This window comes from Massilia sp. H6 (assembly GCF_024802625.1).
Lineage (GTDB): Bacteria > Pseudomonadota > Gammaproteobacteria > Burkholderiales > Burkholderiaceae_D > Telluria.
The window spans coordinates 128,631-142,167 of record NZ_CP103372.1 but is presented as its reverse complement, the minus strand read 5'-3'; the positions used below and the strand labels follow the sequence as shown (position 1 = coordinate 142,167).

At 62.7% G+C, this 13,537-nt stretch carries 17 protein-coding genes; all 17 read left to right on the top strand.

Annotation, left to right across the window (positions count from 1 at the left end):
* The first annotated feature begins 3 nt into the window (after positions 1 to 3).
* Complete coding sequence (locus NRS07_RS19735; protein ID WP_259213630.1) at positions 4 to 885, top strand: CPBP family intramembrane glutamic endopeptidase; 882 nt, start codon at positions 4 to 6, stop codon at positions 883 to 885.
* A gap of 1 nt (position 886) precedes the next feature.
* Positions 887 to 3,025: a TonB-dependent siderophore receptor gene (locus NRS07_RS19730; RefSeq protein ID WP_259213628.1), complete on the top strand. Its 2,139-nt coding sequence runs from the start codon at positions 887 to 889 to the stop codon at positions 3,023 to 3,025.
* 64 nt (positions 3,026 to 3,089) lie between these two features.
* Positions 3,090 to 4,031, top strand: a complete 942-nt coding sequence (locus NRS07_RS19725; RefSeq protein ID WP_259213627.1) for a hypothetical protein — start codon at positions 3,090 to 3,092, stop codon at positions 4,029 to 4,031.
* An 81-nt stretch (positions 4,032 to 4,112) separates the two neighbouring features.
* A complete protein-coding gene (locus NRS07_RS19720; RefSeq protein WP_259213625.1) occupies positions 4,113 to 5,573 on the top strand; it encodes a HAMP domain-containing sensor histidine kinase in 1,461 nt (486 codons plus the stop codon).
* A gap of 293 nt (positions 5,574 to 5,866) precedes the next feature.
* Positions 5,867 to 6,196: a DUF5658 family protein gene (locus NRS07_RS19715; RefSeq protein ID WP_259213623.1), complete on the top strand. Its 330-nt coding sequence runs from the start codon at positions 5,867 to 5,869 to the stop codon at positions 6,194 to 6,196.
* 100 nt (positions 6,197 to 6,296) lie between these two features.
* Positions 6,297 to 6,818: a hypothetical protein gene (locus tag NRS07_RS19710; protein WP_259213621.1), complete on the top strand. Its 522-nt coding sequence runs from the start codon at positions 6,297 to 6,299 to the stop codon at positions 6,816 to 6,818.
* Positions 6,754 to 7,515 carry a DsbC family protein gene (locus tag NRS07_RS19705; RefSeq protein ID WP_259213619.1) on the top strand — a complete coding sequence of 254 codons (762 nt, stop codon included), beginning with the start codon at positions 6,754 to 6,756 and terminating at the stop codon, positions 7,513 to 7,515. The genes NRS07_RS19710 and NRS07_RS19705 overlap by 65 nt, the downstream gene beginning before the upstream one ends.
* Positions 7,512 to 8,045, top strand: coding sequence for a hypothetical protein (locus NRS07_RS19700; protein WP_259213614.1), 534 nt, complete (start codon positions 7,512 to 7,514; stop codon positions 8,043 to 8,045). Before NRS07_RS19705 ends, NRS07_RS19700 begins: the two co-directional genes overlap by 4 nt.
* An 8-nt stretch (positions 8,046 to 8,053) precedes the next feature.
* The gene (locus NRS07_RS19695) at positions 8,054 to 8,293 is read left to right on the top strand and encodes a hypothetical protein (protein WP_259213602.1); all 240 of its coding nucleotides are present in this window, start codon (positions 8,054 to 8,056) and stop codon (positions 8,291 to 8,293) included.
* Positions 8,278 to 8,793 carry a lytic transglycosylase domain-containing protein gene (locus NRS07_RS19690; RefSeq protein ID WP_259213600.1) on the top strand — a complete coding sequence of 172 codons (516 nt, stop codon included), beginning with the start codon at positions 8,278 to 8,280 and terminating at the stop codon, positions 8,791 to 8,793. Before NRS07_RS19695 ends, NRS07_RS19690 begins: the two co-directional genes overlap by 16 nt.
* Positions 8,790 to 9,443: a conjugal transfer protein gene (locus tag NRS07_RS19685; RefSeq protein WP_259213592.1), complete on the top strand. Its 654-nt coding sequence runs from the start codon at positions 8,790 to 8,792 to the stop codon at positions 9,441 to 9,443. The genes NRS07_RS19690 and NRS07_RS19685 overlap by 4 nt, the downstream gene beginning before the upstream one ends.
* On the top strand, positions 9,440 to 10,474 hold the full coding sequence (locus NRS07_RS19680) for a TraU family protein (protein ID WP_259213591.1): 1,035 nt from the start codon (positions 9,440 to 9,442) through the stop codon (positions 10,472 to 10,474). The genes NRS07_RS19685 and NRS07_RS19680 overlap by 4 nt, the downstream gene beginning before the upstream one ends.
* A 28-nt stretch (positions 10,475 to 10,502) precedes the next feature.
* A complete protein-coding gene (locus NRS07_RS19675; RefSeq protein WP_259213590.1) occupies positions 10,503 to 10,967 on the top strand; it encodes a type-F conjugative transfer system pilin assembly protein TrbC in 465 nt (154 codons plus the stop codon).
* Positions 10,968 to 11,041: 74 nt separating this feature from the next.
* Entirely contained in the window at positions 11,042 to 11,488 is a 447-nt protein-coding gene (locus NRS07_RS19670; protein WP_259213589.1) for a hypothetical protein, read from the top strand.
* Positions 11,485 to 11,925 (top strand): hypothetical protein, encoded by a 441-nt coding sequence (locus NRS07_RS19665; protein WP_259213588.1) that lies wholly within the window; start codon positions 11,485 to 11,487, stop codon positions 11,923 to 11,925. The genes NRS07_RS19670 and NRS07_RS19665 overlap by 4 nt, the downstream gene beginning before the upstream one ends.
* A 13-nt stretch (positions 11,926 to 11,938) precedes the next feature.
* Positions 11,939 to 12,535, top strand: coding sequence for a TraE/TraK family type IV conjugative transfer system protein (locus tag NRS07_RS19660; protein WP_259213585.1), 597 nt, complete (start codon positions 11,939 to 11,941; stop codon positions 12,533 to 12,535).
* Positions 12,532 to 13,536: a type-F conjugative transfer system secretin TraK gene (locus tag NRS07_RS19655; RefSeq protein WP_259213583.1), complete on the top strand. Its 1,005-nt coding sequence runs from the start codon at positions 12,532 to 12,534 to the stop codon at positions 13,534 to 13,536. The genes NRS07_RS19660 and NRS07_RS19655 overlap by 4 nt, the downstream gene beginning before the upstream one ends.
* Position 13,537 lies beyond the last annotated feature (1 nt).

Genomic DNA, 13,537 nt, shown 5'->3' with positions numbered 1-13,537 from the left:
CCGATGTCGCTCAGCTTGGAGTTCATCCTGACCTTCGGCACCCTGGCCGCTGCTGCCGTGGCTTTGTGGGTACCCGCACCGGAAATGCGGGGCTCACGCACATGGCTCTGGGTGCCGCTGCTGACCCTCGCATGCCTCGCCGGGGTCGTGACGGGATTCCTTACCTGGCAGGCTCCCTGCTGGCTCGCACTCTTTGCGGCAGTGGCCACCGCGGCAAAACAGAGCAGCAACCGCTGGGTGCGTGTGCCGTTGCTGGCCCTGACCTGGCTGGCGCCGTTGCTGTTCGCGGCGCACCGCTTCCCTGGGTTCATGAATCCCGTGCTGGCAGAGCAGCTGCGGTTCTCCGCTGACGCGTCCGCTTACACCATCCGTACCAACTTCGACACGGCCGCCGTCGGCGTCATCCTGGCTGGCGTGTTCTGTTCACGCATCAGCAAAGCCGAGGATTGGCTGCACATGCTGAGGCGGGTATGGCCGGTGATCGTGTCGACGCTCGTCGTCGTGCTTGGCCTTGGCGTCATCCTGGGTTTTGTCAGGCCGGACTTCAAATGGACACCGTACTCGGCATTCTTCCTCGGCACAAACCTGCTGTTCACTTGCGTCACGGAGGAAGCGTATTTCCGTGGATTCACGTACGCCGGTCTTGCCGCCGCGATGTCGAAGTGGCGGTTCGGGGCGGTTGTTGCCGCCGCCATTTCTTCGGTCTTGTTCGGGATCGCCCACGTCAAGGGCGGACCGTTGCTGATCTTCCTGGCCACTGTGGCCGGGTTGCACTACGCAGCGGCTTATGCCGTCTGCAAACGCGTCGAGGGAGCGATCGTGACCCATTTCGCGCTCAATGCAGTTCACTTCGTCGCATTTACCTACCCTAACTTGTCAAGCTAATATGAATCGAACTTCTCGCCTGATGGCGGTCGGTGCGCTCTCGTTTTTCGCCGGCAGCCAGTCCCACGCAGGGACAAACGATGACCCTCTGTCGGACGAGGTCTCGATTGTGCTCACGCCCACCCGGCTGAAGCAGTCAATCGCAGACGTACCGGGAAGTGTGACGGTCATCACTGCGGACATGCTCGACAAGTATGGGGTGCGTTCGGTACCGGAGGCGCTGCGCCTGGTGCCCGGCATGCAGGTAACGCAGCTGTCGAACAGCGAGTACCGTATCAACTACCACGGGACGAATATCCACGCGCCGCGGCGCCTGAACGTGCTGATCGACGGTGTTTCGGCGTATCGTTCGGCGTTCGCACGCGTGGACTGGACCGCCTTGCCGGTGTCGATTGACGACATTCAGCGCATCGAGGTGACGCGGGGCCCAAACAGCGCGTCCTACGGCCCGAATTCGATGGAGGCAATCGTCAACATCATCACGAAGGATCCGCATGCGACCGACGGCGCGGCACTGCGCGTTACCGGCGGATCACGCGGGCAGCGAGAGGCGTACGTACGCTACGCGGGCAGTCTGGGGGAATCGACGCGATTCCGGGGCTCGGCGGAGCACTCGGAGAACCAGGGGTTCAATCAAGTGACCAGTTTCGGCCACCTGTCCAGCTTCCCCGACCACGACGCGGCAAAAACCAACCGGTTCAGCTGGCGGTCGACGACCGAGCTGACCCCGCGCGATCAACTGGACGTGCAGCTGTCGCTGGTGAACAGCGATCAGGAGCAAATCGCAAGCGATCAGTACCAGACCACGTTCCCGGACGTCCGGCTTAAGGAAAACGACCTGAGTGTCACGTGGCGGCACACGGTGTCGGCGAGCCAGGAATTCAGGGTGCAGGCTTACCAGTCCGAACACAAGAACCGTGAGGCGTGGATCGAGTGCGTTCCCGCCTTTGCGTTCCTGCCCGAGCTTGGCGCCTTGTGGAAAGCGAACCCGGATTATGTGCGGGCAATCATCGCCGGCGTCCAACCACGCGGCGGCACAGCTCAGGACAATGCCCTGGCATTGCAGGCCCTGCTTGCGATCCGGCTGCGCGGCGCCGCCGCGCTTCAAACGACGTGCGGTGACGCCAACAATGACTACCGCGAGCGCCGACGGGACATCGAGCTGCAGCACACTTATGTTGTCTCGAATTCGTTGCGCCTGGTCAGCGGGTTGGGCCTGCGCCGCGATGAAGCGGTGAGCCAGACCTACCTCGGCGGCACAGTGGCGAATACGACCTGGCGGGCCTTCGTGAACGCCGAGTATCGGCCGTTCGATTCCACGAGCCTCAACGCCGGCGGGTTTTACCAGAAGGACAAGCTGACCGGTTCGTCCGTATCGCCGCGCCTGGCGCTCAACCAGCGCTTGAACGCCAACAATACCATTCGCTTTGTGGTCTCGCGGGCCGACCGCATGCCCGACATCATCGAGCAACGCGCGGACTGGTCGTACCTGACGACGAACATGACGCCTCCCATCAATTCTTCCGGTTCGGCCTATTTCGCTCAGACCGCGCAGGCGGCAGGCAATCTCACGGCCGAAAAAATGCTGTCGCGCGAGGTCGGTTATAGCGGGAACTTCCCGCAATACGGTTTGATGCTCGACGCCAAGCTGTTCGACGATGAGATGTCCAGGCTGATTTCAGAACGTCTGACCCTGGATTCCTTCAACCCGACGAACAATGGCGAGGTGCGGCTGCGCGGCGCCGAAGTGCAGGCGGACCTGGACCTGGCGAACGGCTGGAGCGGCCACGCAGGCTACACACGCCTCAATAACCGCAGCAATACTCCGATGGAGCGGACCCAGTATTCGAAGAACAGCGCATTGCTCGGATTGGCACGCAAGTTCGACAGCGGCTGGCGCGCCGGCCTGTCGGTGTACTGGGCGAGTGGGGAACCCGGCGCGCAAAGTCGCTACGGCCGCCAGGACCTGAGGGTGTCGAAATCTTTCCGCGTCGGTTCACGCGCTACCGTTACCCCGGTGTTCTCGGTGAGTCACCTGAGCGACCGGCTTACCTCAGCGGTGTACGACGTCGACCGCGTGCTGGTCAACGGCTATTCCGACTCCACGCGCTTCGCTGCCTCGCTGCGCGTGTCCTACTGATCCTTTGCTGAACGCTGCCGGCCGCATTCCTGCGGTGTAGTGAATCCAATTGAACGCTACCCGCATGAGCCCTTCCGCCATCGTTCACCTGCAGTCCCGCCGCCGATGGTTGGCGCGCGCCGGCGTGCTGCTGATGGGGATGGGCGCCGCTGCAGCACGTCCCGCCCCCCTGCCGGCGGCGACGCGCGATCGGCGCGACCTGGTGATTGCCGTTTCCGACAGCGGCGAATCAACCCGGAAGGTCGTGACCGACTTGCGCAGGCGCTTTCCCCGTGCCCAGGTCAGCGACGCCAAGGCGCCGGCCGCCCGCAAGGCGATGGTCATCGCTGTGGGGCCGGTGGCGTTACGGGCGGTAATGGCGGACGTTGGCGAAGGCCCGGTCGTTTCCGTATTCACCTCGAGCCAGGTCTATCACTCCATTATCGAAACTGCCGGCGAGCGTCGGTCTGGAGCGACAGCGATCTATGCGGAACCGTCGCCGGCCGCGCAGCTGCGCCTGGTCGGCATGTTGTTCAAGCGCCCGGTCCGCACTGCGGTCGTACTGGGCGGACGGACGGCTTTCCTGGAGCCCTCGCTGCAGCGTGCCGCGGCCGCAACGAAGATGCCGCTCGTGGTTGAAAACTACGGTGCAGGTGATTCGATCAACGGCATCCTCAGCCGCACCAGCGACGCCCCGGCAATCCTCGCGATCCCGGACAGCCTGGTGTACAACAGTGAGAACCTGCGTACTGTCCTGCTCACCACGTACCGGAATGGCCAGGCCGTGGTCGGATTCTCGGCTGCCCTGGTGCGCGCCGGCGCGCTGGCCACCACCTATTCGGAGGTGGAGGAAATCAACGCGCAGCTCGAGGAACTGGTCAACGACTACGACGGGAATGGACGACTGCCCGAACCGCAGTTTCCAAAGTATTTCCGGACATTGATTAATGAAGATGTGGCGCGCTCGCTGAATCTCGTGGTCGACGAGATCGCGCGCAACTTCGCCTACAGACCTGGGCAGCGGTGACATGCCATGACCTCAGCCATCCGGAAGCGTGTCTGGGCCTGGTCGTGGAAAAACCGATCCATTAGTTGGCGGCTCAGTGTCATGGCCATCATCCCGCTGATGCTGATGGCGCTCGGCGAGCTGGTGTACCTCCTCAATTCCAGCCCGTACGAGGCCAGGCAGGACCTGCGCGAGCACGGGGAGATCCTGGCCGCAGCGGTCGCCGAGAACAGCGAATACGGGCTTACCTCGGGCAACCTAAAGGACTTGGAGCGGGTCGTGCGCAGCCTTGTGATAGCGGACAAGTGGATCTACAAGATCGAGGTGTTGGATGCCAACGGCACGCTGAAAGTGGCGGTGCGGTCAAAGGAGACGCGCCAGTCCGACGGGGGCGTGTTCGGCGCCCGCGTTTATCGCCGTGCGTTGCCGGTCGATGATTTCGGGCGCGACGACGCGCCGCATTTCGCCGGCGAGCAGCAAGAAAGGGCCGAGACGACGGAGATGATCGGCGAGGTCCGCGTGATCCTGTCCCAGCAGCAGGCGGAAACCAAGCAGCAGCGGCGGATCCTCTCCCAGTTGTTCCTGCTGGCCGTGGTGGTGTTCACAAGCGTCTGGGTCGCCACGTTGCTGGGCAAGGCCCTGCATCGCCCGATGGATACCGCCATACGCGCACTGCGCGACATCCGCGGGGGGGACTATGCGGTACAACTCGACGTCGACGACGGCGGCGAAGTGGGCGAGCTCCTGGACGCCATCAACGAGATGTCCGGCAGCCTCGATGAGGCGAAGCGCAACCTGGAACGCAAGGTACAGGCGCGCACGCGCGATCTCGAGGCTTCCCGCAACGAGGCACTGAAGGCCGATGCCGAGAAGCGCAGGCTGATCCAGAAGGTGGATTCCGCAGTCGAGGACGAGCGCAAGAGTATCGCGATCGAAATCCACGACGAGCTCAACGCCGCGCTGCTTGGCGCACGGTACAGCTCCCGGCGCATCCTGGACATGGTCGCTGCGTCACCGCCTACCGCAGAAAGCGCGGTGATCCGGGAGAGTGCTGAATCGATCATCAAGGTGACATCCGAGCTGTACACCAGCGCGCGCAAAATCGTCCGGCGCCTGCGGCCGGAAGTGCTCGACATGCTCGGTCTGGAAGGCGCAGTTGAGGAAATGCTGCAGACCTATGAAGCGGCGCCAGGCGCGCCGGCCTTCACGCTCAAATCGACGGGCGACGTCGGCCAGGTCGAGGGCGCACTCGCGATCGCCGCCTATCGCCTGATCCAGGAGTGCGTGTCGAACGTGGTCAAGCACGCGCAGGCGGCGGAAGTCATTGTAATGGTTCAGGTACGCGACCAGGGGGATGAACGCGCCCTGCGTCTTGCCGTCATTGATGACGGCGTCGGTTTCGACCCGGACAAGGTCCAGGAAGGGATCGGTCTCATCGGCATGAAAGAGCGGGTGTACGCCTTCGCCGGCAAGCTCGAGCTCAAGACTGGGCCCGGGGCAGGAACGCACGTGGAAATCCTGCTCCCCCTCGCGCCCAGCGACGCCAAAATGCATGCAATCTGAGTAAGCGCTAATACTTGCATGACATATAACAAAATGCGTTGTGAATGTGAACATTTTTGTAATAACTCCGTTGCAATTGTTTCTGATGCTACTATAGAATTGCAATTGAACTGCTAAGCCATATCCCGTTTTTTGCGCATGAAATCCTTCAACAAGTCGTGCACGCTGCCCTTCACCCACCCCCAGTTTGATGTAAGAAAAGCTAAATACTTAATTTTGATTGATTTTTTAGTCAACTAAAATTAAGATTTTCCTTGCCAGCTCGTCTACAGCGTGGTTTTGCGAGGAAGACCGTGAAGACCCCCGATCCTGTACTGCAGCGCTCCGAACGTCGATTGCTCGCGTTCATGTGCATTCTGTTGGCACTGCTTCAGGTTCTCGACCTGCACAGCAGTCTGCATGCTGCCGGCGAGGGGCGTTCGGAAACCAATCCCTTGATCCTGTGGCTGGTCGCGCACGTCGGCTTCAGCCCGGCTGTCGTGGCGTTCAAGGCGGCCGCACTCGCGGTCCTGGCTGCGTACTACCACGTGGTGAGCGGCTTCAACCGGATGTTGTGGCCGTCGATTTCGCTTATCCCCGTTTGCGCCGCTTATGTTGCGGTCGTGCTGAACAACTATTCGTAGAGGATCTATGTCGATCTTTCGCTGCTCCGCCGGACACCAGTCCGCCCTTGCATTCGGAGGCGAGCAAGTCAGCCTTCCGTGCCCCACGTGCGGTGTCGACGTGTACAAGTTCCGCGACGCGGTCCTGGATGACGAGGGACCGCTGCCGGCGGCACCTACGGACCGTCGCCCGACGTCTCGCCGGTTTGCGCTGCCGCTGGTGCGGCGGGAAGTCCGGGTGGCGATCGGCGGCGGCCTTCTGCTCGCCGCAGCCGGGCTCGTGTTTGCGGTCGTGCGTCCCCAGCCGACACCGCCGTCCTTGTCGAGCGCCCCGGTGATTCCGGTCGCGGCCGCGGTCGCCCCGCGGGCACCGAATCCGGAAGAAGTGTCGATCACAGACTTCAATGCGGCCACGACCGGCGAGGGGACCGTGAGGGTGAGCTTCCGCCTTACGAACCGCGGCGGTACGGCCAATGGATACCCGAACCTGGCCGTGCGCTGGCACGGGGTACCTGGCGATGGCCAGCTGATCCGCAACGACGCCTATGCCCACCCGCCCCTTCCATTCACCACGGCCGATGTGGCTCTCGAGCTGGCCCGGCCAGGCGCCGCCACCGGAATCGACGTCAAAATTCTCTACTGAGGACACCATGCGCGCACTTCTTTTCGCTCTCATCCTGACCTGCTGCACGCAGGCCCGTGCCGATTTCCTGCAGGACCTGCATACGAAATATCCCCAGACGAAGGACGCGGTGGTCAAGAAGGCCTTCGGCGACTTCTATTCCGTGGTGCGGGGTAACGAGGTCATCTATATCAACGAGGATTTTTCGGTGCTCATCAACGGCGATGTCGTCGACCTGAAGTCAGGCCGTTCGTTGACGACCAGCCTGCGCGAAGCGAACCGTCCAAAATTCGACCCGGCCGACCTGCACGAATCGGACGCGATCCAGGTCGGCAGCGGGGCGCGCCGGATCTTCGTGTTCTCCGATCCGGACTGCCCGTTCTGCCGCCAGCTTCAGGGCGAGCTGGGCAAGCTGCAAAACGTGTCGGTCTACATGCTCCCGCTGCCCCTGACGAGTCTGCACCCGAACGCCGCGAGTCTTTCCGAGCACATCTGGTGTGCAGGCGACCGCGCCGCGGCATGGAACGGCTATCTCCTGCGCGGTGTGAAGCCGGTCGAAAAAAACTGTCCCAATCCGCTCCAGCGCAATGCCGCACTCGCAGCGAAATACCGGGTATTGGGCACGCCGGCGATCGTATTCGAAGACGGGTCCGTGATTCCAGGCGCCGTTCCCGCGTCGGCCATCGAAGCGCGCCTGGCGGCATTGGTGAAAAAATGAAGCTTCCCTCCTGGCTCCCGTTCAGGCGCCGGACGGCACTCGTGCCGCCGCCGGCGGTGCCGGCAAGTGCCCTCATCAGCGCAGCGTCGACTTTTGACGAAGTCGCGGAGCCGCGTGATCGCGAACTGCTCGGCAAGGCGATCGCCTCGATCAACGACCAGCTGCACGAGGTGATCAATCGTAATGCCGACGGTGTGAACCGGGCGGCGATCGGCCTGAGGCGAGAGACCGATCTGTTGCTATCGCTGGGCGTCTCGGATCCGTTCGCCGCGAGGGCCGGGTCGTATGCACAGATGGCCCTTGAGCTGGCGAATACCGGACGCGGCATGAACCTGCAAGCACAGCCGCACAACCTTAGCCCACTGGAACGCGCCGATCTGGTCGCCCGCGCCATGACGCTGATGCTGCGTGCACAAATTCTCATGGACGCGGCGAAGAAGAACAACTTTTCCCATATCGAAGCGGCCCTGGCGAGGCAAGAGCAGCTCATGCGGGGCGCACGCTCGGCCCTTGTCTGTCATCACGTATAGGTGCGGTCATGAAAATAGTCCTCGGTGTGCTCCTCAACGAATCGCGCCACAGCGCCTATCACCTGGTGTCGGTGGTCCTGTTCCTATTGGGCTTTTTTGTCGCGCTGACGGCGACAGACCTCGGGCCGTTCGCGCCCCTACTGGTGTCCTGTGGGATCTACCTCGTTGCTGGCTCGCTGTTGTTGCAGGCGTTGTTCTGGCTGCGGGTTGGGCTGCGTAAGGTGCTGTCGCCATGGCTCGCTACCTGATCGCCCTTGGGCTTTTGCTCCTCGCCGTAGGAGCGCGGGGCGAATGCTTCGACCGGGCAGCTGCGCGGTTCAGGTTGGACGCCGACCTGTTGCGCGCCATGGCCGAGCAGGAATCGAACAACCGCGCGGACGCGATCGGCCCTCTACTGGCCGACGGCAATCGCGCACTAGGAAAAATGCAGGTGAATACCGTGCATTTGCCCGAACTCGAACGGCACCGCGTAACCAAGCAGGATCTGCTCACCGAATGCGGGAGCGTGTTCGTCGGCGCCTGGATCTTCGCGCGCTACGCAAGCCAGGCCGGTGATACGTGGACTGGGGTGGGCTTCTACAACACAGGACCGAAATCGAAAGATGTCGACGCACAGGCCCGGTATATCGCTGCCGTGCGCCGCCGTTACGAACGCATCAAGCGCGCCAGGGCGCAGGGTATGTATGCGCCGCGCCCGCGCGAACTCGTGCACGCAGCCCGAACCATGAAAACGTGGGAGAGCCAATGATTCGCCATGTGTTGGCCTGGATGTTCCTGGCGGCGCCCTTGGTGGCCCAACCGGAGGACTTAGGAACCCGCGGACGGACCGCCCCGGTCGACCGTGATGCGCGCGAACAGATGAAGGACAGGATCCGGCAAAAGGAAGCGAGCGGGGAGCTTGCCCGCTTTTGGGCGGACTACCGCAACAAGGTGGTCGATGCGATCAAGCGGCCGGCGCCTCTCGGGGTTCCTACCGACGCCCGTCTGCGGACGGAGCTGCACCAGCTGCGTTTCGTCATGCCCCAGGACTACCGCGACGAGAGCGGCCGCGTGGTCGTGCGACGCGGCACCGTCATCGAGCCGCTCAAGATCCAGCCGCTGACGACAGGCTTGATCTTCATCGACGGTCGCGACGAGGCGCAAGTCCAGTACGCACTGGCCGCGGGCCGGCGCGAGCGGCTCAAAATCGTCCTGACTGCCGGGTCGCCGTACGACTTGCGCGTGCGCTTCAAGGACGTGACCTGGAACGGCATGCCGACGGTGCCGTTCTACTTCGACCAACGGAAGCTGATCATCAACCAGCTGCAGCGCCTGTACGGCATCCAGCTTCGCAGCGTGCCGGCGAAGCTCACCCAGCAGGGAGCACAACTGCAGATCGAATTCGGGATGCGCAAATGAAGAGGCTCTTCGCGATATTGCTTGCAGGGTGCGCTGCGCTGTCCGGTTACACGAGCGCGCAGCCCGGGATCGGCCCGGTGTGCACAGGCAGATTCCCGAACCTGATCACCGACATCTGCTACGACTGCATGTTTCCGGTCAGCCTGGCCGGCAACCTGATTAACATCGGCGTCGCGGGGGACGATTACGACAGCGGCGCCGGCGGCGCGCCGGTGTGCCTCTGCGCCGCTAGTCTCACGGTGGGAACGCCGATGAGCTTCTGGGAGCCGACCTTCATGGTCGACGTGACCAACAAACCGGGCTGCATGCCGCTGCTCGGCGGGATCGACATTTCCCCGCCCTTCAATTCGCTCGAGTACGGTGCCGAGCAGCGCAGCGCGGCGCCCTCCGGCTCGCTGAAAAAGAGCGCGTTCATGCACGTGAACGAATATATCAACCCCGTCATGACGGCGCTCGGCGTGATCTCGGATTCGCCATGCCTCGACCAGCGCGGCTTCGACGTGCCGTTCATCAGCTGGGCCGATCCGACCTGGAATGACGACGCGCTGGCCATGGTCTTGACTCCCTACGGCTACGCGTTTGGAGGGATTCCGTCGATCGCCGCCGAAGCACCGGACGCCATCGCCGCTTCGACCGGCTTCCCGACGGCATCCCTCTTCTGGGTGGCCGGCGCCTGGGGCCCGATGTATCCCGTGACCGGAAACGTGGCCTCGGCCAATTCGCCGGAACAGGTGGCGCATCTGCTGACCGCGCGCCTGTTCGCCAAGTTGCACGCCGCAGGTGTCCAGCAGTCGACCGCGGGACTGGCGGCATTGCGCTCGTGCGGCGCGATGGGAATTCCGGAATTCCTGATGGACAAGCGGCAGTACAAGACGAACCGTGTCTTTCCCTTCCCGGACAACACATGCACCCCGTTCGGCCGCCCTCTTCTTCTGCAGGAGAAAGGGGCCGCACGGCCCCAGGACAAGGACTACGGCTACTTCATCTTTCGGAAAAAGGACTGCTGTGCGCCCGTCTACTCGCCTCTGTAATGTCCTTCTCGCCGGCGCGCTTGCCTCCATGGCGGGCGCGGGCCGTGGCCAGAGCCTGTTCGAAAGCATGCGTGACAGCGGCCCGGCCGGGCAAGCGGGAGGGTACGTGTTCGTCTCGGAACAGGTGAGCGATACCGCCCTCATTCCGCTCGCAAGGGAGGCACAGCGCGCCGGCTTCACCTTGGTCGTGAACGGTTTCTGGGGCGACGTCAACGCCACCCGGCAGCGTGTCGCCCGGATCAACGAGGCGTGCTGCGCGCAGAGCGGCGCGAGGTGGCAAATCAACCCGATGCTGTTCCAGCGATACCGGGTGACGGCGGTTCCCAGCTTCGTCCTGACAGTCGGACCCGGCGACGCGCCCGGCGACTTCAGCAAGGTGACCGGAGAGATGAGCGTGGCAAATGCGCTCAAATTCTTCGCACAGCAGTCGAAGGTGCCCGCCGTCCGGCGCCTGGCGTCGACGACATACACGCGTGCGTTCGCGACACAGTAAACAAATGCTTAATTTTGATTGACTAAAAAGCCAACTGTAATTAAAGTTTTTGTAACACTCGCAAGGAGGCTTCAATGAAATCCCTTGTCTTTGCCCTGGCTGTCCTGTGTGGCCAGGCTTTCGCGGCGCCGACCGGCTTTGCCGAGCGCGCGCGCTTCGGCAGCGGCGCTGCCATCGTCGAGCCAGCTGCAGGCGGCGAGTATGTCCACGGCCGGCAAGTCGCCGACAGCCGCGTGCGTACGACGCCAGTCCTGGTGCAGATCCCGCAACGTCAGGCCTATGTGTTTTTCTCGCCGGAGGAGGAACTCGCGCTCCTGAACTTCCGCGACCAGCAACTGGCGGCGCGGATGAAGGAACGGGTCGTCGCCTCGCGTCAGCGTCATCACCGCGTCACGGCCAACTTCAATTGGCCAAAGGTCGTGGTCCGCGCCGAGGAGATCTGCGTCCCGGAGCTGGCCAGCAGCGAAGCGGCCGACTGGCGCGACCACCTGGTATGTCATCGTGAAGGAGCACTGCAATGAGCGAGGAACGGGTGCCCAAGCATGGCAAGGCCGACGTGGCATTCGCAGGAGCGCAACTGTCGGACGCGTGGTTGCTGATTGGGTCGGTGTTCGTGGCAATGGTTGCCGGCAGCATGTTCGGCTGGGTCGCCTACGTCGGCGTTCCGATGCTGGGCTTTTTTGGCACCAAGGCCTACATCCAGTGGAAGGGCAATAACCTGCCTGGCCGCTTCAGGGTGCTCCTTTACCGCTGGGGCGTGGCCGGGTATTCCGCCGCCTTCAACCGCAAGAAGAAACTGTTCATCGGCGACGGCAAGATCATCAACCCAGGCGCACTGCACATGGGAGCGATCGCACGCGCGGACGTCCTCGTGGAGGAAATCCCGCCTTTGACTTCGGTTTCAACCCACATCCCCGTAGCGCCTGTCAACGACGGCGCCCATGAACTGGTGAGCTAACAGGAACGAGAGCATGGAAATCATAACCCGAGGCTTGACCCTGGAAGGAATGGAACGGACGGTCAAGTACGTACTGACCGCGAACGTCGGCCTGTCCGGCGCTCTCCTGGTTGCGGTGATCTGCCTGTTCAACCAGGACAAGATCGTGATGCAGCAGGTTCCGGGGAGCACCGCTACCGTCGAAGTCGGTAAGGCGACGATGGATGTGGGCTCGCAGCGCGCGATCCTGATCGCGGTGACCAGCAACCTGGTCCAGGTGAATCCAACCAACGCGCACTACCAGAAGAACTTCCTGCAGGCGTTTCTCGCGCCGGCCGTGTACACGAAGATCAGCGCCGAGATCGATGCCAAGGCCAGGCTGCTGGCCGACCAACGCGAGCTCGGTTCGTACTACTTCGTCTTCCGCGAGCATCAGTACGACCCGAAGATCAACAAGCACTTTGTGATCGGCGATGTCCACACGGTCAACGCCGCGAAGGACACGCCCGAACCGTACGTATTCGAGTATGCGGGCCATGTCGACAACTACCGGTTCTTGGTGGACGACATTACTTCCTACAAGGGCGATAAGGCCCATAACTCTGGCTGGCTGGAGGCACAGAAGCGATGAAACCGACTATCCCAGTTTTCCTGATGCTGGCCGCGGTGTTCGGAACCGCGCACGCCCAGCAAAGTGCGAGCGCGCACTTTGGCGCTGCGCCGGCGAGCACGCTCGCGAGCGCATCCGCCGAGTTCGCGCCGGCGACGAATACCGGCGAGCGCTGCGAGCGGTCGGTCGCCGCGCCCTGCAAACCGAAGCGACCACGCAAAGTCACGGCGACACTGAAGGCCCCGACGAGGCCAAAGGTCGATCTTCTCGCGGTGCATCCGGAAGCCGCCGTCAAGGACACGAAGGCGCCCGAGATCGTACTGCCAGGCGTGATGAAAATTGCCGGCGCCGACGCGCATGCGCTCGATTTCAGCCGCGCCCGGATTGTCGATGTAACCAATGGGGGGGCGCAAACCGTGTACATGAGCGCCGTCGACCAGAACCGTATCCAGCTCCCATGGCCCAACCCGAAAGTGGTCGGTACCGACGAGCTGACAATCGATAAAAGCGCGACGAGCAACAATGTTTATGTCCAGTTCAAGGAAGGCGTGACACGCGGCGTCACGGTGTCCTTCGAACAGCCCAACGGTCCCTCGGTCATCGACTTGAAGCTGGTACCGAAAACGGACATCACCGGGCAAGTCATCCTGGTGCGCGATTCCACCTTGCGTGCGGGCGCCCAGAAGCCGGTCAAGGGGGGCGACTACGTGAGCGAGACGCAGAGCCTGATGGAGCAGGTCGCTCTCGGCGGCGCGCCGCAGGGCTTCTCGCAGTCGGACCTTGCTGTCGGTCCCATCGTCATGAACGGCCTGGTGGTTACGGCACAGAAGGTGTACTCGTCCGCAGACAAGGACATCTACCTGTACGACGTCGCCAATCCCGGGCCGCAAAAGGCGTCGCTGAAGGAGGAAGAATTCGATGGCGAGAACGTGCTGGCGATCTCGATTTTTCCCAAGCCGATCCTCGCCGCTAACGAGCGCACGAAGGTCATCGTCTTGACTCGCAAGGCATCGGGAGGCTGAC

Bases quoted from the DNA above. Each gene is read 5' to 3' on its own strand.
- NRS07_RS19665 (WP_259213588.1), top strand. From the start codon at position 11,485: ATGAGCGAGGAACGGGTGCCCAAGCATGGCAAGGCCGACGTGGCATTC.
- NRS07_RS19720 (WP_259213625.1), top strand. From the start codon at position 4,113: ATGGCCATCATCCCGCTGATGCTGATGGCGCTCGGCGAGCTGGTGTAC.
- NRS07_RS19670 (WP_259213589.1), top strand. From the start codon at position 11,042: ATGAAATCCCTTGTCTTTGCCCTGGCTGTCCTGTGTGGCCAGGCTTTC.
- NRS07_RS19705 (WP_259213619.1), top strand. From the start codon at position 6,754: ATGTGGCTCTCGAGCTGGCCCGGCCAGGCGCCGCCACCGGAATCGACG.
- NRS07_RS19660 (WP_259213585.1), top strand. From the start codon at position 11,939: ATGGAAATCATAACCCGAGGCTTGACCCTGGAAGGAATGGAACGGACG.
- NRS07_RS19730 (WP_259213628.1), top strand. From the start codon at position 887: ATGAATCGAACTTCTCGCCTGATGGCGGTCGGTGCGCTCTCGTTTTTC.
- NRS07_RS19735 (WP_259213630.1), top strand. From the start codon at position 4: ATGTCGCTCAGCTTGGAGTTCATCCTGACCTTCGGCACCCTGGCCGCT.
- NRS07_RS19690 (WP_259213600.1), top strand. From the start codon at position 8,278: ATGGCTCGCTACCTGATCGCCCTTGGGCTTTTGCTCCTCGCCGTAGGA.
- NRS07_RS19700 (WP_259213614.1), top strand. From the start codon at position 7,512: ATGAAGCTTCCCTCCTGGCTCCCGTTCAGGCGCCGGACGGCACTCGTG.
- NRS07_RS19655 (WP_259213583.1), top strand. From the start codon at position 12,532: ATGAAACCGACTATCCCAGTTTTCCTGATGCTGGCCGCGGTGTTCGGA.
- NRS07_RS19725 (WP_259213627.1), top strand. From the start codon at position 3,090: ATGAGCCCTTCCGCCATCGTTCACCTGCAGTCCCGCCGCCGATGGTTG.
- NRS07_RS19685 (WP_259213592.1), top strand. From the start codon at position 8,790: ATGATTCGCCATGTGTTGGCCTGGATGTTCCTGGCGGCGCCCTTGGTG.
- NRS07_RS19680 (WP_259213591.1), top strand. From the start codon at position 9,440: ATGAAGAGGCTCTTCGCGATATTGCTTGCAGGGTGCGCTGCGCTGTCC.
- NRS07_RS19695 (WP_259213602.1), top strand. From the start codon at position 8,054: ATGAAAATAGTCCTCGGTGTGCTCCTCAACGAATCGCGCCACAGCGCC.
- NRS07_RS19675 (WP_259213590.1), top strand. From the start codon at position 10,503: ATGGCGGGCGCGGGCCGTGGCCAGAGCCTGTTCGAAAGCATGCGTGAC.